This window comes from Rhodanobacter sp. IGA1.0 (genome assembly GCF_040208325.1).
Classification (GTDB): domain Bacteria; phylum Pseudomonadota; class Gammaproteobacteria; order Xanthomonadales; family Rhodanobacteraceae; genus Rhodanobacter; species Rhodanobacter spathiphylli.
On the sequence record NZ_CP157948.1, the window covers coordinates 2,675,881 to 2,692,011 of the forward strand.

Annotated in this window: 13 protein-coding genes and 1 tRNA gene; 1 reads left to right on the forward strand and 13 read right to left on the reverse strand. The window is 65.8% G+C overall.

The genetic code is table 11. The annotated features are described in order from the left end of the window. Window positions 1-22: 22 nt before the first annotated feature. The 12 genes from ABNK63_RS12150 to grxD all read right to left on the reverse strand — a co-directional run bounded on the left by ABNK63_RS12150 (window position 23) and on the right by grxD (window position 13,775). Window positions 23-907, reverse strand: a complete 885-nt coding sequence (locus ABNK63_RS12150; protein ID WP_350015772.1) for an SCP2 sterol-binding domain-containing protein — start codon at window positions 905-907, stop codon at window positions 23-25. Then, a complete protein-coding gene (locus ABNK63_RS12155; protein ID WP_350015773.1) occupies window positions 904-2,142 on the reverse strand; it encodes a hypothetical protein in 1,239 nt (412 codons plus the stop codon). Before ABNK63_RS12155 ends, ABNK63_RS12150 begins: the two co-directional genes overlap by 4 nt. Then, window positions 2,123-2,404: a DUF2249 domain-containing protein gene (locus ABNK63_RS12160; protein ID WP_056717133.1), complete on the reverse strand. Its 282-nt coding sequence runs from the start codon at window positions 2,402-2,404 to the stop codon at window positions 2,123-2,125. Before ABNK63_RS12160 ends, ABNK63_RS12155 begins: the two co-directional genes overlap by 20 nt. 75 nt (window positions 2,405-2,479) lie before the next feature. Then, complete coding sequence (locus ABNK63_RS12165; protein WP_350015774.1) at window positions 2,480-3,739, reverse strand: alginate export family protein; 1,260 nt, start codon at window positions 3,737-3,739, stop codon at window positions 2,480-2,482. A gap of 208 nt (window positions 3,740-3,947) precedes the next feature. Beyond that, the gene (gene nirK / locus ABNK63_RS12170; protein ID WP_350015775.1) at window positions 3,948-5,465 is read right to left on the reverse strand and encodes a copper-containing nitrite reductase; all 1,518 of its coding nucleotides are present in this window, start codon (window positions 5,463-5,465) and stop codon (window positions 3,948-3,950) included. 124 nt (window positions 5,466-5,589) lie between these two features. Then, a complete protein-coding gene (locus ABNK63_RS12175; protein ID WP_007807994.1) occupies window positions 5,590-6,351 on the reverse strand; it encodes a helix-turn-helix domain-containing protein in 762 nt (253 codons plus the stop codon). 215 nt (window positions 6,352-6,566) lie between these two features. Then, window positions 6,567-6,643: transfer RNA gene (locus ABNK63_RS12180), tRNA-Asn, on the reverse strand. A gap of 71 nt (window positions 6,644-6,714) precedes the next feature. Continuing rightward, window positions 6,715-8,115 (reverse strand): nucleotide 5'-monophosphate nucleosidase PpnN, encoded by a 1,401-nt coding sequence (ppnN, locus tag ABNK63_RS12185; RefSeq protein ID WP_350015776.1) that lies wholly within the window; start codon window positions 8,113-8,115, stop codon window positions 6,715-6,717. Between the two features lie 129 nt (window positions 8,116-8,244). Then, window positions 8,245-11,547 carry a carboxypeptidase regulatory-like domain-containing protein gene (locus ABNK63_RS12190; RefSeq protein WP_350015777.1) on the reverse strand — a complete coding sequence of 1,101 codons (3,303 nt, stop codon included), beginning with the start codon at window positions 11,545-11,547 and terminating at the stop codon, window positions 8,245-8,247. A 467-nt stretch (window positions 11,548-12,014) separates the two neighbouring features. Further along, window positions 12,015-12,626, reverse strand: coding sequence for a YhgN family NAAT transporter (locus tag ABNK63_RS12195; RefSeq protein WP_274378293.1), 612 nt, complete (start codon window positions 12,624-12,626; stop codon window positions 12,015-12,017). A 58-nt stretch (window positions 12,627-12,684) separates the two neighbouring features. Continuing rightward, on the reverse strand, window positions 12,685-13,455 hold the full coding sequence (locus ABNK63_RS12200; protein WP_350015778.1) for an SDR family NAD(P)-dependent oxidoreductase: 771 nt from the start codon (window positions 13,453-13,455) through the stop codon (window positions 12,685-12,687). After that, window positions 13,452-13,775: a Grx4 family monothiol glutaredoxin gene (gene grxD, locus ABNK63_RS12205; RefSeq protein WP_007807984.1), complete on the reverse strand. Its 324-nt coding sequence runs from the start codon at window positions 13,773-13,775 to the stop codon at window positions 13,452-13,454. Before grxD ends, ABNK63_RS12200 begins: the two co-directional genes overlap by 4 nt. A 111-nt stretch (window positions 13,776-13,886) precedes the next feature. Here grxD and ABNK63_RS12210 point away from each other — a divergent pair, with 111 nt between their 5' ends. Beyond that, window positions 13,887-14,465, forward strand: coding sequence for a Fe-Mn family superoxide dismutase (locus ABNK63_RS12210; RefSeq protein WP_007807983.1), 579 nt, complete (start codon window positions 13,887-13,889; stop codon window positions 14,463-14,465). Between the two features lie 73 nt (window positions 14,466-14,538). Here ABNK63_RS12210 and ABNK63_RS12215 read toward each other — a convergent pair whose 3' ends face one another. After that, the gene (locus tag ABNK63_RS12215; RefSeq protein ID WP_350015779.1) at window positions 14,539-16,041 is read right to left on the reverse strand and encodes a SulP family inorganic anion transporter; all 1,503 of its coding nucleotides are present in this window, start codon (window positions 16,039-16,041) and stop codon (window positions 14,539-14,541) included. Window positions 16,042-16,131: the final 90 nt, after the last annotated feature.

Genomic DNA, 16,131 nt, shown 5'->3' on the forward strand with positions numbered 1-16,131 from the left:
TGCCGAGGAAAGAAACGAAGCGTCAGGCGGACTCGCCGCGATGCGCCGCACGCGCCGCGCGGGCGAACCGGGCACCGCGATTGAGCGCGATGCGCAGGCCCAGCGGCACCGATTCCCACGGCAGCCGCTCCAGCAGGTTGCGTGCGGTGAGGCCAAGCTCGGTATCGCCGGTCAGGTCCAGCGCGCGCTGGAAGAACAGCGTATCGGCGTCTTCCAGCCGGCCGGCCAGCAACAGCAGGTCGGTGGCGCTGCCGCGCACGCTGGCCTCGGGTTCGTCGTCGACCACCTGCAGGCGATCACCTTCCAGCGCCAGCACCCAGCGCAGGCGCAGGTCGCTGACCTCGATGGCCAGCCGACGGCCGCGCATGAACTCCAGCGAGCCGTCGCGGATCGGCGTGGCCAGCACGCGCTGCATCGCCGCTTCCAGCAGGCGCTGCTGCCAGCGTACCGGCAGGACGCGCAACAGTGGCGCCACGCGTTGCGGCGGCGGCAGCACGCGCAGCAGGCGCGGCGTGATGGAAGCGGGAGCTGAGGGCATGCGCATGGTGGGCGGCATCATGCGTGGATCGATGGCGTGGACGCCTTGACCCAGGTCAACGGCGAGGCCTTGCCGCGCGCAGGCATCGGCGATCGCCAGGTTCACCATCCGCGCCGCGGTGTCCGCCGGCAGTTGCAGTCGACGCGCCAGCGCCTGCGTGCGACGACGAACCTGTTGCTCGCGCAACAGGTCACGCGACGGCACACCGCTGCGTGGCTTCAACCGGCCGGCCATCGCGGCGAGCCGCCGACGCGTGGCCAGCAACACGATCAGGCCATCGTCGACGCGATCGATCGCCGCACGTACGCGGGCAAGCGCAAACCGTCCGGCGCCGGGCATCACGGCCCGCTCTCCTGTCGAAACACTCATCGCGACTTCTCCAGCGAGCGCAGAAAGTGCCTGGCGCGACGGCCCGCGCCGAGCAGGGTCCAGCCCGTCAATGACCACACCAGCACCAGCGCCACGCCGGCCACGCGTGCCAGCGAGGCGGACGGCCAGGCCATCGCGGCCGGCAACGACAGCAGCAGCGGCTGGGCCAGCAGGACGCGACGCTTGTCCGCCTCGGGCAGCAGGCGCTGCACGCCGGGCAGCTGGATGCCGCGACCGCAGTGGCGATGCAGCGCGATCCAGCCGATGAAGGGCACGATCTCCAGCATCATTGCGGTCACCAGCAAGGGCAGCGCCAGGCCCAGCCCCACGCTGGCGGCGAGCATGCCGCCGGGCGCGATCGGCAAGGCCAGCGCGGCGCATGCCAGCGCGATAAGTCCTGCACGCCAGCTGTCCACCAGCGGTCCCCGGCGCAACCGCGGCGCGCGCCACTGCAGCCACAGGCCGGCGCCGGCGAAGATCAGCACGGGCGCGGCAACCACGCCGGCCACCGCGCTGCCTGCGCGCAGGCCGGCAACAGCCACCAGCATCGCGACCACACCAGCCAGCCACGTCGCCTGCGCCGCTTCGGGCACGCTGCCGGTGCCCTGGAACATCGGCATCACCACGCGTGCCACGGTGGCCAACAGCACCACGATCCAGCCCAGCACGCCCCAGCTGGCATGCACGTCGGTCCACGCCATCAGCGGAACGGCGAGGCGTCCGGCCAGGCCCAGCGCAAGCACGGCACCGAGCACGGCGGTGGCGATTGCGGACGCCAGTCCCACGCCGAAACCCGCGCGCAGCAGTCGCTGTCCCGCCGCCGCCAGCAGTCCGGGCACCACCATCAGCGCCAGCATGACGAAGGCAGCCGGCAGGACCATCGCCGCGGTCATCAGGCCGAAAGGCCAGCGCTGGTGCATGCCGGCCACCAGCAGCAGCACGCCGACGTTGAACAGGCCATGCAGCCAGCGGCCCGATCGCTCGCCACCGCGCAGCGTCACGCCAGCGGCCGCGGGAAGAAACTGCAGGATGCTGCCGAACATCGCATTGCCCAGCACGCCGAGGGTAAAAGCGTGCACCAGTGCCAGGGTGGCCGGGCTCCAGCGCGTCCGCAGCGCGACATCGCCGTCGACGATCAGCAGCACGCCGGCCAGCACGCCCCACAACGGCACCGTCAGCAGGAAGCGCAGCGGCAGCGGCGCGGCCGGCGCCCGGTCAAGCCGCAGCTTCGTCATCGCCGAGCGGACAGCGGATCAGCACGCGGGCACCGCCGCCGGCAAGCAGCGTTGCGGTTGCCGGCCATCCGCGGGCCTGCAGCAGGTCGAGCAGCGGTGTGGGCAGCAAGGGCGTCAGCACCTGCACGGCCTGACCCGGACGCAACGCGTCGGCGGCGGCCAACGCGCGCATCATCGGTTGCGGCGACGGCAGGTCGCGCAGATCGAGTTCGAGCAGCGGCGCGTCAGCGACGCCGCACACGGTGGAAGGGGTGTTCTGCATGTCGCCATCAGACCGCGGATGCACTGCGGACGCGCTGACCTGGGTCAACCCGCCCGCAGCCCGCCGCCGGTCGTCTCAGCGGGCGCCGGCCAAGCCATGCTGGCCACGCCACTCCAGCTGCAACCACACCTTGGCGCTGTCGCGACCGAAGCCGTCCGCCTGGTAGTTGCCCAGCTTGACCAGGCCGCTGAGTCCGCTTGCCAGCGGGAACGCCAGCGACGCATCCCATTCGCTGCCGTAACGGCCGCCACGATCGGCGCGATAGTCGTGCCACACCACGGTCCACGCCAGCTTGCCGGCAAGGCCGGCGCGACCGAAGTTGCCGTTGACGCCCACGTAGCGATCGTCGAGCCCACCGGCCGGCGTCACGTTGAACTGGTCGTTCCAGCCATTGAACGCGTGCAGCGTGGCCAGCGGCGTCTGCAGCGCATGCACGCCGTTGCCGCCCAGGTGTTCCCAGCCCAGCTTCGCGGTGATGCCGGATTGCGTCCAGCTCGGTTCAAGCAGCCAGTAGCTGTGCGCAAAATTCAGCGGATTGTCGGCATGCTCGTATTGCCGCGCGCCCTCCACCGTCCAGCCCAGTCCGTTGCCATCGCGCAGGGCCTTGCCGTTCCAGCGCAGGCCGTAGGTGGCGCTGGAAGCGCTGGCGACGTCGCGGTCATCGTGCAGGTAGGCGTAACCGGTGAACTGCTGCGTGCCCCGCGTCCACGCCACGTTGAGCAGATGGGTATTCAGCTTGCGCTCGCGGGCCAGCGGATTCAGCGCATCATCGCCGGCCACCCGATGCACGCGGTCGAGCCAGTCGTAGTTCACCGTCAACGCGGACCACGGCTGCCATTGCAGGGCGACGGCATCGAAGGTCTGTTCGTGCTGGCGCCAGCCGCTGTTGCCGATCCAGCGCTGGTTGTCGACGAGCAGCCGCTGGCGACCCACCGTCGCGGCGACCTGGCTGCCCTGCCAGCGCACCCAGTACTGGTTGAACTCGCTGCCCTTGGGATCGGTCACCGCCGGATACTGGCTCTGTCCGTTCGCGCCGCTGTTGTAGCGATCGCCGGCGCTGGCCACGCCAGCGCCTTCCAGCAGGCCGCTCCAGCCGTGGCCAAACTCCGCATGCAGGCCGAGCCGCAGGCGCAAGGTGTCGGCGCTCGCGTTGCGGTTGAAAGCATCATCATCGACGCCTTCATGGCGCAGGCGGGCATCCCACTCCAGTTGCAGCGAAGGCGTGGCCGACGTGGTGGCCGGCGTGACGCTGGCGGACTCGCCCGCCGCCCAGGCCGGCATGGCCACGATGGCCAGCAGGCAGGCCATGGAAAGACGGTTTCTCGTGTGCTTCATCGCGTTGCTCCCTTGTAGTTGGCGGCAGTCTCTGCCTGCGGGGGCGCACCCGACCTGACTTCGGTCAAGTCATGGCGAGGGATGCCACCACTGTGACAACGCGCCGCGCAGTCCACCCAAAAGACAACGCCGTCCATGCGGACGGCGTTGTCTTTTGGTCTGTCAGGTATGGCCGTATGGACGTCCATACCTGCATTTCACCGCGGCATCAGTGTCCGGCAGGTGCGGCCGGCACTGCTGCGGCACGTGCCTTGGCCACCTCTTCCTTGCTGATCTGGCCACCCGGGTTGCCCCAGCTGTTCAGCACGTAGGTCAGGATGTTCGCCACCTCGTCGTCGTTGAGCTGGCTCATCGGCGGCATCACCGAGTCGTACTCGTGCCCGTTCACCGTGACCTTGCCGGTCAGGCCGTGGGTGACGATGGTCATCGCCCGCTTCGGATCGGCCGCCAGGAAGTCCGACTTCGCCAGCGGCGGGAACACGTTGGCCAGGCCTTCGCCGTTGGCCTGGTGGCAGACCGAGCAGGTGCCGGTGAACAGCTGCTTGCCCGCGGCGATCTGCTCTTCCTTGGTCAGCGTGCCGGCCGCATGCGCCTTGGCTGCCGTGGTCACCGCCTTCAGGTTCGGCTCCGAGCGGTCGCCCAGGTAGACCGAGTCCACTTCCTTGCCCGAGTAGATCGACTTGTCTTCCGGGCCATCCACCTTGAGGATGCCCAGCGCGCCCTTGTTGAAGGCGCGGAAGATCGAGTGGTCGACCAGCACGTAGCTGCCCGGCACGTCGGTGTGGAATTCCACGATCGCCGCGCCGCCGGACGGGATCAGCGTGGTCTGCACGTTGTGCTGCGCCACCGTGCCGCCTTCGGGCTGCACCTTGTCGAAGATCTCGCCGATCACGTGGAAGCTCGACACCAGGTTCGGACCGCCGTTGCCCACGAACAGGCGCACCGTCTCGTTGGTCTTGGCGGTCAGCGCGTTGTCGCCGGTGAGCGCGCCTTCCTTGCCGTTGAACAGCACATAGGTCGGGTTCTCGTCGATCGCCTTCTCCATGTCGAACGGCTGCAGGCCCTTCTGCCGGTACTTGCCGGTGGTATAGAAGTCGCCCTGCATCACGTAATACTCGTGGTCGACCGGGCTCAGGCCCTCCGGCGGCTCGACCAGGATCAGGCCGTACATGCCGTTGGCGATGTGCATGCCCACCGGCGCGGTGGCGCAGTGGTAGACGAAGATGCCCTGGTTCAGCGCCTTGAAGGTGAACTGCGACTCGTGGCCCGGCGCGGTGAAGCTGGAGGCCGCACCGCCGCCCGGACCGGTCACGCCATGCAGGTCGATGTTGTGCGGCATCTTGCTGTCCGGCGCGTTCTTCAGGTGGAACTCCACCGTGTCGCCCTGGCGCACCCGGATGAAGCTGCCCGGCACGGTGCCGCCGAAGGTCCAGAAGGTGTAGCTGACGCCTTCGGAAATCGGCATCTCCTTCTCGACCACTTCCAGCTCGACGATGACTTTCGCCGGATGGTTGCGATGGATCGGTGGCGGCACGTGCGGCGGGCTGGTCAGCACCGCGTGGATCGGCTCGCCCTGGGGCGGGCCGAAGTCGCCGTGGGTGGCGGCGATCGCGGCCGGACTGGCGGCAACCTCCCCCACCGGCGACACCGAAGACGACTTGCCCGAACAGCCGGCCAGCGTCAACGCACCCGCCGCGGCAAGAACGAGTAACAACGAACGTGACATGGGTTTCTCCCTGTGGTTTCTGGACGAAATCGTAGGGAGGCGTCGAAAACCGCGCTTGACGCAAGTCATCTTTGCCGATGGAAAACTGCGCGTGCGTCAAGCCGCCACAGGCATCGAAAATCGCTCAGCGCGGAAGCAGGTTCCTGCCGAGCTGCTGCAGGCGCTCGGGATCGCGCAACACCAGTTCGCGGCCTTCCAGTTCGATCAGTTCCTGCTGGCGGAAACGGCTGAGCACGCGACTCACGGTTTCCGCGGCCAGGCGCAGATAGTTGGCGATGTCGCCGCGCGACATGCTCAGGTGGAAGCGTGTGCCGGAGAAGCCCCGCTCCTCGTAACGCCGGGCAAGGTCGGTGAGGAACGCGGCCATGCGCGCGTCGGCGTTGTGGTCGCCGGCCAGCAGGGTGGCCATGCCCAGCTCCTTGCTGATCAGGCTGAACAGGCGCTGCTGCACCGCCGGCATGCGCGTGGCCAGCGCACTCATCGCGGGGAAGGAGAAGCGGCAGAAGTAGGCGGTGTCCAGCGCCACCGCATCGCAGGGGAAGTGATCCGGATAGATCGCGTTGAGGCCGATCACCTCACCCGGCAGATAGAAGCCCAGCACCTGCTCGTGGCCCTCGGCGTCGACCATGCTGGTCTTCACCGTGCCGGCGCGCACCGCAAAAATGGAGCGGAACGGATCGCCGGTGCGGAAGACGTGCTCGCCGGCATGAAACGGCCCGACGTGCTCGACCAGGCAATGGAGTTCCAGCAGCTCGGGCTTGCCATAACCTTCGGCAATGCAGGCGCCGGAAAACGCGCAGGTGCGACAGAAATGGGTTTCGTCGCCGTCGTCGGCAATCGGATTCGGTGGCTCGGGCAGGCGGCCTGCCGGGTTGTTGCGGCGCATGGGAGACCTTGCAAAATCGCGCGAATCGGACCAGGCGCGCTGGTGTCGGCATACCGCCACCGGCGCGCTGCGGATACCCCGCGATGATACGCAATGCCGGCCGTCTCTGCGGCCCGGCCTGCCGGTCACGTCGTCGCACTACCCTGCGACACGGCGATTTTTGCGTTCCGCAAAAAGAACAAGGGCCGGCATGACTGCCGACCCCTGCTTGCATTTGGCGCCCGAAGTTGGACTCGAACCAACGACCCCCTGATTAACAGTCAAGTGCTCTAACCAGCTGAGCTATTCGGGCGTGAGCTGCGTAGTTTGCTGAGCAGGCCGCTGGCTGTCAAGACGTCACCAGCGATTCCTGCCACTTTTTCTTCAGGCACCGAGCACCCGGTAGCACGGCTCGTACGCGCTGCCGCCGGGAAGCTTCATGCGGTGCTGGGCCACGAACGCCTGCAACAGCTTGTCCAGCGCACGCATGATGTCGGCATCGCCGTCGATGTCGAACGGTCCGTTCTTCTCGATCGCCTGCACGCCCTCCTCCTTCACGTTGCCCGCGACGATGCCGGAAAACGCGCGACGCAGGTCTGCGGCGAGCTCGTGCAGGGGCCGGCCATGCCGGATCTGCAGCGCGCGCATCGCCTCGTGGGTGGGCCGGAACGGCCGCTGGAATTCCAGCGGAATCTGCAGCGCCCAGTTGAAGAAGAATGCGTCCTTGGTGTCGAGCCGGTTGTGGCGCACCTTGTCCAGGCCCTTGATCATGGTGCGCGCCACCTCCTGCGGATCGTCCACGATGATCTGGTAGTGCTGCGCCACTTCGTCGCCCAGGCTCAGCCGCAGGAATCGGTCGATCTGCTCGAAATAGGCGGACGACTGGCGCGGCCCGGTGAAGATCAGCGGGAACGGCGTGCCGGCATTGTCCGGGTGCAACAGGATGCCCAGCAGGTAGAGGATTTCCTCGGCGGTGCCGACGCCGCCGGGGAACACGATGATGCCGTGCCCGAGGCGCACGAAGGCCTCCAGCCGCTTCTCGATGTCCGGCATGATCACCAGGTGGTTGACGATCGGGTTCGGCGATTCGGCCGCGATGATGCCCGGCTCGGTGATGCCGATGTAGCGGTTGTGCCGGCGCCGCTGCTTCGCGTGGGAGATCGTGGCGCCCTTCATCGGCCCCTTCATCGCGCCAGGGCCGCAGCCGGTGCAGATGTCCAGCCCGCGCAGGCCGAGCTGGTAACCGACCAGCTTGGTGTAGTCGTACTCCTCGCGCGAGATCGAGTGGCCGCCCCAGCACACCACCAGGTTCGGGTCCACCTGCGGCTTCAGGATGCGCGCGTTGCGCAGGATCTCGAACACGCCCTGGGTCAGCCCCGCGGATTCGTCCAGGTCGAAACCGACCTGCTCCAGCTGGGTCGACACGTAGACGATGTCGCGCACCACCGCGACCAGCAATTCGTTGATGCCGCGGATGATCTGGCCGTCCACGAAGGCCTGCGCCGGCGCGTTGGTCAGTTCGATCTTCATGCCGCGGTCCTGCTGCAGCACCTGGATGTCGAAATCGGGGTACTGCTCGAGGATCGCCCGCGGGTCGTCGCTGATGTTGCCGGAGGTCAGCACCGCCAGCGCACAGCGCCGCAGCAGCGCGTGCAGACCGGAGCCGCTGGCACCGCGCAGGCGAGCCACTTCATGGCGCGAGAGCACGTCCAGGCCACCGATCGGCGAAATGCGGGCGCTCACCACGCCGGTTCTGGCCGGTGCGCCCTTGTAGGTGTCATTCATTCGATTGCTTCTCCATGGCCGCTCCATCGCGGCCGACCTGTTAGCTTCCTGCGCGAACCACGATATGGTCAAGCACAAAAAAACCGGCGCCCTCGCGGGCGCCGGTTGCGTTTCAGACCCGGGAATGGATCAGAACGTGTACTTCACCGTCAGCTGCACCGCCCAACGCTGAGCCAGATCGCTCGGGTAGGTCGAGGTTGGCACCTGCTGCGGGCTGTAGTTGCCGTTGCTGTCGTGATAGCTGGAGCCGGAGATGTCGTAGATGTACTTGCCGTCGGCATCCACGCCATAGAAGTCGGCCAGGTTGCGGTAGCCCGGGAAGTTGGCGCGCTTCTCGATACCCCAATGCTTGTTCAGCAGGTTGGTGAAGTTGTAGACGTCGAGCTTGATCTTGCCCTTGTTGCCCTTGAACAGGCCAGGAATTTCCTGGCTGAAGCTCAGGTCGATCTGGTTGAGCCAGCCCGCGTGGTCGCCATTGCGGCCGGCAGGGCCGCCCTGGTGATCCTTCAGGTAGTCGTTTGCCTTGATGTAGTCGTAGAACTGCTGGATCAGCTTGGGATCGGTGTTGGCACGGAACGATACCTGGCCCGGGTTCGGGATGAAGGCCAGGTCGTTGCTGACGCCGTCGCCATTGGCATCGTTGCCGAAGGTCCAGCTGTACGGCGAGGCATTGTGGCCGTCATAGAACACGCTGGCGCTGGTGGCGTAATCGCCGAAGAAGCGATGCTGCCAGTTCAGGCCGGCGATCACGCGACGCGGGATCGAGTAGTTCGACGGGCTTGCCTTGTCCTCGTTCGGGTTGAACACGTAGTTGTTGACGTAGTTCGAACGGGCGACGCTGCTGGTACCCGGGTTCACTTCCGTGGCGCGGCTCCAGGTGAAGCCCACCATGCCCGACCAGTCGGTCGAGAACGGCTTCTTCAACGACAGCGCCAAGCTGTCCGCACTGCCGCGGCTGCTGTTGGCCAGGTTGATGGTGCCGTCGGAGAAGGCGCCATTGGCGAGGTAGCGCGACTGCTGACCCGACGAACGCGGATCCCTGGTCGGGTTCTTGTAGTAGGTGAAGCGACCATCCGGCAGCACACCGGTGGGAGCACCGATGTTCATGTTCTGATAGTAGATCGCGTCACGCACCTTGATGTGCTGGTAGTCGGCGGTGGCGATCAGGCCCCACCACGGCAGCTCCTTGTCCATGCCGACGCTGAACTTCCACACGCTCGGCAGGCGGAAGCCCGGAGAGATGGTGTTGACCGTCTGCTGACCCGAACCCACCACGCCATCATGCTGGTCGTGGGCATTCGGGCTGAAGACGGGCGGATTGGGGTTGCAGGGATCGTTGCCGCCGCTGGGTTTGCAACTGAACTGCGTCTGCGTGGCACCCGAGTTGGAGAAGATGTTGCCGATCCACACGCCGGGCGGGTTGGAGATGAACAGGCCCGCGCCACCGCGCAACTGGGTCAGATGCTCGGTGTCGAAGTTGTAGTTGAACGACAGGCGCGGCTGCACCACGCGGTTGCCGTTGATGGTGGTCTGGTTGGTACGACCAAAACCGCCGGTGGCAGCGCCGGTCACCGGATTGATGCCCGGCGCCGCTGCGAACAGCGGGTTGTAGATCGGCTTGTCGCTCATCAGCGGGATGTCGACGCGCACGCCGTACTGGACCGACAGGTTGCTGGTGGCCTGCCAGGTATCCTGCAGGAACACGCCCCACTGCTTGAGCTCGAAGTTGGCCGCAACGTCATCCAGGCTCAGGCCGTCGGACGGACGGCTGTAACGGTACTGGTAGTAGTTGCCGGCCTCGAAGTTCTCCAGGCCGGTCATGCCGTTGCCATCCTCGAACGTGTAGCTGCCGAAATAGTTCTGCAGGAACAGGTTGTAGGTGGTGTCCCGCTCGTAGTCGAAACCGCCCTTGATGGTGTGGTCACCGGCGTAGTACGTGCCCGCCCACGCGGCGTTCAGCGTCTTCACGTCCAGGATGTTGGCCTGGTAGGAATAGTTGGTGCCGAATTCCACCTGCGCACCGTCGCTATAGCCGACCGGATAGATGGTGATGTCCGGCAGGTCGCCACCCGCCACTGGGTTGCTGCCCTTGTGGAACTTCGCGTACGAAATGGTGGTGTCGGTCGAGAACGAATCGGACCAGTCGTCGTAGAAGTGCAGCGCGTAGCTGGTGTTCTTGGTGTCCGAGTTGTACCAGCCGCTGGAAAGCACCAGCTTGGAGCTCGTGCCGCCGATAGTCGGCTTGCTTTCCTTGGTCTGGCTGAAGGTGAAGCTGGCACGATGGCTGTCGCTGATGTTCCAGTCGATCTTGCCCAGGTAGCGCTTGTCTTCCAGGTCGGTGTTGCCACCACCCGCAGTACCGATGTCGGTGATGCCGTACTTGCTGGCGGCAATGTCGCGCACCTGCTGGATCATGTCGGGGGTAAGCCCCTGCACGATGACGCTGGCGCCGCTGCCTTCCGCACCGTAGGGGCTGCCCGAGCCGATCTGCTTGCTCTTCTCGGCCGAGATGAAGAAGAACAGCTTGTCCTTGATGATCGGACCACCGACGGTGGCGCCGCCGGTCCACTGGCGATCGAAGCCGTTGAACTTGGTGTCGCTTTCGTTCTTGCCGATCATGTTCTGGTTCTGGAATACGTAGTAGACCGAACCATGGAAATCGTTGGTGCCGCTCTTGGTCACCGCATTGACCACGGCGCCCACGCCGCGGCGGGTCGCCACGTCATAGTTCGCGGTGGAGATGTTGTATTCCTCGATCGTGTCCTGCGAAATCGGCGTGGACAGGGTCGGCAGGCCGTTCGCGTTCAGGCCGAACGGATCGTTCGCGCTGACCGAATCGACGGTGATGTTGTTGTAGCGGCTGTTCTGGCCGATGGCCGAGAACGAACCGGCGGCGCGATCGGTGACCACGATGCGCGGATCGAGGCGCACGATGTTCTGGATCGAGCGGTCCGGCGTCGGGGTGGCTTCGATTTCGCGGCTCGACACGTTGGTCGAGATGCCCTTGTTGTCCGCCGAGAAGGTCTGGGCCAGCGAGTTGGCCGAAACGGTGACGCCGCTGAGATTGGTGGCTGCCTGCTCGCTGGCGCCGCCCATCGTCAGGTTGACCGGGGTTTCCTGAGCCAGCTGCAGATAGACGTTGTCCTGTTCCGCCTGCGCCATGCCCGCCTTGGAGACGGTCACGTCGAACGGACCGCCCACACGCAGACCCTGCGAGGAGTAACGGCCATCCGGACCGGTGGTGGTGATCTTGGTGGTACCCGACGGCTCATGCACGATCTGCACGGTGGCGCCGGCGACCGGCTGGCCGTTGGCGTCGAGCACGCGGCCGCTGATCGAGGAAGAGGTGTCCTGCGCCATGGCAGGCACCGACGCTGCCAGCAACGAGGCAATGGCAAACGGAAGGAGTTTGGTGCGAATTCGGCTATTCATTCTTGATCGACCCTCAGGCTCGCAACGAAAAGGAAACTCAGGTTTGAAGGTCAAAAACGTGGCTACGCCCGGCACGGGCCAGGCAACATCGACACGATCTGCAACCCCAATTGATTTGCGCGGTTCCAAAACAGCACGAACCGCAAGAACTCCGGCACGCTGGACCAACCCGTCCGCGGCTTTGTTAAATGATTGTAACGACATTGTATGACATTTTTGTAACGTTTACACGTCACCCCGGCGCGACAAAGCCCTGCCCCCAGCGCCAGCACGAAGCTTTTCAAATCAGCCACATGGCAAGGTTTCGCGGGATCGGCATGGCTGCCGTGCGACACCTTATCCGGGGACGCGCCTATACCGAACGGAGAATGTTTGCCGCGGCTTGGCGCACACCTGCCGGATGTCGATCTCGCGGGACCAACGCGCCCCGTCGCGGCGGCGAAACAGCTCGCGACAAGGGCGAAAGCTCAGCTGCTCGCGCGCAGGAACGAGGCCACGCCGGCCATGAACATCTGCACCGAAAGCGCGATCAGCAGCATGCCCATCACGCGCTCCAGCGCCGTCAGCACGCTCTCGCCGAGCCAGCGGAACAGGTAGGTCGAGCTGAGCAGGATCAACGCGGTGGCGAGCCATGCCAGCAGCAGGGCCAGCACCCAGTCCGCGGTGCGACCGGGCTGGGTGTTGGTCAGCAGCAGCAGCGCGGCCATCGCCGAGGGACCGGCCACGCCGGGTATTGCCATCGGCACGATGAACGGCTCGCCGCCACCGGACTTGCCGAAGATGCCGCCACCATCGGCCGGCGGAAACACCATGCGGATGCCGATCAGGAACAGCACGATGCCGCCGGCGATGCTGATCGACTCCTGCCTGAGCTGCAGCAGGTGCAGGATGTACTGGCCGCCGAACAGGAACGCGAGCAGGACGCCCAGCGCGATCAGCAGCTCGCGCACCATCACGTGGCGGCGGCGCCTGGGTGGCACGTCCTTCAGCAGGCTGAGGAACAGCGGGATGTTGCCCAGCGGATCCATGATCAGGAACAGCAGGATGCCCGCGGACAAGGTGGTCATCTGCGCTTCCATCTCGACTCCATGCTTGATCGACGCCGGTGTGGCGCCCTTTCGGTGGATCTGCTGCCGATCAGCCGGCGCGCAGGTCCAGTATCGTGCCGCGCGCGGGGGCGCCCTGAGCACCCAGCAGGTGGATCGCCGCGGCGGCGGTGGCATCCGGCAACGGTCGCTGCAGCAGGTCTTCGCCAAAGTAAGCCAGCTGCCGCAGCGCCGTGCGCATCGGCGCCGGCAACAGGGCATGCACCCGCAGCGGGCCGGTGTCGGTTTCCTCGTGCAGGATCGCCGCGAAACGCTCCAGCGCCGCCTTCGATGCGCCGTAGCCGCCCCAGTGCGCGCGCTGCAGCAACTCGGGGTCGTCCAGCACGAACACCACGGCACTGTCATCGGCCTGGGTCAGCAGCGGCAGGCAGGCCTGGGTCAGCGCGAACGGTGCGTTGACGTTGACGTGCATCGCGCGCAGCCAGGCATCCGGCTTGTGCATGGTGATCGGCGTGAGGCCGCCGAAACTCACGGCGGCGTGCACGATGCCGTCGAGGCGACCGAAGTCGCGCTCCAGCCCTTCGGCCAGTGCGGCATAGTCCTTCGGCGTGGCCACTTCCATGTCCAGCGGGTGGATCACCGGCTCGGCCAGGCCTTCGGCGAGCATCGCGTCGTAGAGTTGTTCGAGCTGGCGCTTGCGCTTGCCGGTGATGACGACGGTGGCGCCCGCACGCGCCGCAGCTCGCGACACCGCCCCGCCGAGGCCACCGTAGGCGCCGGTGACCAGCACCACGCGACCGGCCAGGGCATCGTTGGCGGGTTGCCAATGATCGGGCAGGCGGGAAAAGGGCAGCATGCTCAAAGTGCGACTCCGGCAACGTCGCTGGCCATGCGCGACAGCTCGCCGGCAGCCTTCAGCTCCTCGATGATGTCGCAACCGCCGATCAGCTCGCCCTGGATGAACAACTGCGGGAACGTGGGCCAGTTGGAAAAATGCGGCAACGCGGCGCGTATGCGCGGATCGGCCAGCACGTTCACGGCCTGGAACACCGCACCGGCTTCGGTCAGCGCCTTCGCGGCGCGACTGGAAAAGCCGCACATCGGAAACTCCGGCGTGCCTTTCATGAAAAGCACGATGGGATGCGCGGCCAGCATCGCCCTGATTTGCTCGTTGATGTCCATAGTTCGGTGATTCATCTTTACAATGCAGGCAGAGCGCTATTGTATCAGCCAGCCGTCGGCTGCCGTCCGCTGCGCCGACCTTTTTCCCAGCCAACGTCAAGGAGCCCCAACATGGCGATCGAACTTCCCCCGCTTCCGTATGAAAAGAACGCGCTGGAGCCGCACATTTCCGCCGAAACGCTGGACTTCCACTACGGCAAGCATCACCAGGCCTACGTGACCAACCTCAACAAGCTGATCGAGGGCACCGAATTTGCCGACGCGCCGCTCGAGGACATCATCCGCAAGTCGTCCGGTGGCGTGTTCAACAACGCGGCGCAGATCTGGAACCACACGTTCTACTGGAACTCGATGAGCCCGAAAGGTGGCGGTGAACCCGGCGGCAAGCTGGCCGACGCGATCAACAAGGCGTTCGGCTCGGTCGACAAGTTCAAGGAAGAATTCAGCAAGTCCGCCGCGGGCAACTTCGGCTCCGGCTGGACCTGGCTGGTGCAGCGCCAGGACGGTTCGCTGGGCATCGTCAACACCTCGAACGCGGCCACGCCGATCACCGGCACCGACAAGCCGCTGTTCACCGCCGACGTGTGGGAACACGCCTACTACATCGACTACCGCAACGCCCGCCCGAAGTATCTGGAAGCGTTCTGGAACCTGGTGAACTGGGACTTCGCGGCAAAGAACCTCGCCTGAAGTCCGGCCATCTGAAAGCAGGAAGCGGGGCCGCCAGCGGCTCCGCTTTTTTCATGCCTGCACGAAGCCTCGATCAACCGAGTCGATCATCGGCCAGGTGATAGTGCGGGTCTTCGGCGGCGTTCGATTCGATCATGCCGCCCGCCTTCAGCAGCAACTCGGCACAATCCGGACTCAGGTGGCGCAGCTGCAGTCGCTTGCCGAGCTTCTGATAGCGCTCGGCCAGCGTATCGATGGCCTCGATGGCGGAGTGATCCATCACCCTGGCCCGACCGAATTCCACGATCACCTGCTGCGGGTCGTCCCTGGGGTGGAACAGGTTCTGGAAATTGCGGGTCGAGGCGAAGAAGAGCGTGCCCTCCAGCTCGTAGATGCGGCGGCCTTGGGCATCGGTGCGCGTGCTCACCTCGATCTGGCTGGCATGCTGCCAGGCGAATACCAGCGCCGAGATCACCACGCCCAGCAGCACCGCCAGCGCAAGGTCGGTGAAGATGGTCACCACGGTGACCGCGACGATCACCAGCGCATCGGCGCGCGGCACCTTGCCCAGCACCCGCACACTGCCCCAGGCGAAGGTCTTCGCCGACACCACGAACATCACCCCGATCAGCGCCGCCAGCGGAATGCGCTCGATCAGCGCCGAGCCGAACAGGATGAATCCCAGCAGGCCCAGCCCGGCCACCACGCCCGACAGGCGATGAGTCGCGCCGGCACCGACGTTGATCATGCTCTGCCCGATCATCGCGCAGCCGCCCATGCCGCCAAACAGGCCGGTCACGATATTTGCGGCGCCCTGCGCCAGGCATTCACGGTTGGGCTTGCCGCGTGTATCGGTCATCTCATCGATCAGGTTCAGGGTCAGCAGCGACTCGATCAGGCCGACCATGGCCATGATCAGCGCGTACGGGAACACGATGCGCAATGTACCGAGGTTCCACGGCACGTCAGGAAGATGGAAGCTGGGCAGGCCGCCCTTGATCGAAGCCAGGTCACCGACCGTGCGCGTGTCGATGTCGAGCAGGTTGGTCAGCAGCGCCACAGCGAGGATCGCCACCAGCGCCGAAGGCACGGCCCGGGTCACGCGCGGCAGCAGGTAGATGATCGCGATGGCCAGCGCGACCAGGCTCAGCATCACCGCCAACGCCCGGCCGGTGATCCAGTCGCCGTGCTGCTGGAAATGCGGCATCTGTGCCAGGAAGATCACGATCGCCAGCCCGTTGACGAAACCCAGCATCACCGGGTGCGGCACCATGCGGATGAACTTGCCCAGTCGCAGCGCGCCGAACAGCAACTGCAGCAGCCCCATCAACACCACCGCGGCAAACAGATACTGCACGCCGTATTGCACCACCAGCGCCACGATCACCACGGCGATGGCGCCGGTGGCGCCGGAGATCATGCCCGGGCGCCCACCCAGCATGGCCGTGATCAGGCACATCATGAAGGCGGCGTACAAGCCGGTCAGCGGATTGACGTGGGCGATCACCGCAAAGGCGATCGCCTCGGGCACCAGGGCAAAGGCCACGGTGAGACCGGACAAGACATTGTTTTTCGCTTGCGCGAGCGAGAGCGACATGGAAATCCCTGTTGTTCGACGCCAGCGCGGCCGGCATCGACGGTGCCTTCGGCTGGCGGCGGATTCACGAAAACGCGCGGTGTCGGACAT

Bases quoted from the DNA above. Each gene is read 5' to 3' on its own strand.
- ABNK63_RS12150 (WP_350015772.1), bottom strand. From the start codon at position 907: ATGAGTGTTTCGACAGGAGAGCGGGCCGTGATGCCCGGCGCCGGACGG.
- ABNK63_RS12165 (WP_350015774.1), bottom strand. From the start codon at position 3,739: ATGAAGCACACGAGAAACCGTCTTTCCATGGCCTGCCTGCTGGCCATC.
- ABNK63_RS12160 (WP_056717133.1), bottom strand. From the start codon at position 2,404: ATGCAGAACACCCCTTCCACCGTGTGCGGCGTCGCTGACGCGCCGCTG.
- ABNK63_RS12195 (WP_274378293.1), bottom strand. From the start codon at position 12,626: ATGGAAGCGCAGATGACCACCTTGTCCGCGGGCATCCTGCTGTTCCTG.
- ppnN (WP_350015776.1), bottom strand. From the start codon at position 8,115: ATGAATGACACCTACAAGGGCGCACCGGCCAGAACCGGCGTGGTGAGC.
- ABNK63_RS12190 (WP_350015777.1), bottom strand. From the start codon at position 11,547: ATGAATAGCCGAATTCGCACCAAACTCCTTCCGTTTGCCATTGCCTCG.
- ABNK63_RS12175 (WP_007807994.1), bottom strand. From the start codon at position 6,351: ATGCGCCGCAACAACCCGGCAGGCCGCCTGCCCGAGCCACCGAATCCG.
- grxD (WP_007807984.1), bottom strand. From the start codon at position 13,775: ATGGACATCAACGAGCAAATCAGGGCGATGCTGGCCGCGCATCCCATC.
- ABNK63_RS12210 (WP_007807983.1), top strand. From the start codon at position 13,887: ATGGCGATCGAACTTCCCCCGCTTCCGTATGAAAAGAACGCGCTGGAG.
- nirK (WP_350015775.1), bottom strand. From the start codon at position 5,465: ATGTCACGTTCGTTGTTACTCGTTCTTGCCGCGGCGGGTGCGTTGACG.
- ABNK63_RS12215 (WP_350015779.1), bottom strand. From the start codon at position 16,041: ATGTCGCTCTCGCTCGCGCAAGCGAAAAACAATGTCTTGTCCGGTCTC.
- ABNK63_RS12155 (WP_350015773.1), bottom strand. From the start codon at position 2,142: ATGACGAAGCTGCGGCTTGACCGGGCGCCGGCCGCGCCGCTGCCGCTG.